At 71.7% G+C, this 449-nt stretch carries 1 protein-coding gene; it reads left to right on the top strand.

Annotation, left to right across the window (positions count from 1 at the left end; genetic code table 11):
* Positions 1 to 449: AMP-binding protein (locus B1205_RS14945; protein WP_140158075.1), on the top strand; the 449-nt coding region annotated here is incomplete at both ends.

Below are 449 nucleotides of genomic sequence, written 5' to 3'. Positions count from 1 at the left end.
CGTCGACGTCGATCTGTTTCGACCTGTCGGTGTTCGAGCTGTTCGCGCCGTTGTCGTGCGGCGGCACGGTGGTCCTGGTGGACAGCCTGTTCGACCTGCCGGGTGTGCAGCATCCGGTGACGCTGGTGAACACGGTGCCCAGCCTGGCCCGGGAGCTGCTGCGCGCCCACCGGCTGCCGGCGAGCGTGCGGACGGTGAACCTCGCGGGTGAGCCACTACCGGGCGACCTGGTCACCGATCTGCACGCGCATCCGGGTGTGCGGGCGGTGCACAACCTGTACGGGCCGTCGGAGGACACGACGTACTCGACGGCTGCCCTGGTCACGCCCGGTGTGGCGCGTCCGCCGATCGGTCGGCCGCTGCCCGGCACCCGGGCGTACGTGCTGGACCGGCACGGCAATCCGGCCCCGCGCGGGGTGGTGGGGGAGTTGTACCTGGCCGGTGTGGGT

The organism is Micromonospora sp. NBS 11-29 (assembly GCF_002140155.1).
Lineage (GTDB): Bacteria > Actinomycetota > Actinomycetes > Mycobacteriales > Micromonosporaceae > Micromonospora.
This window is presented reverse-complemented; position numbering and strand designations above follow the sequence as displayed.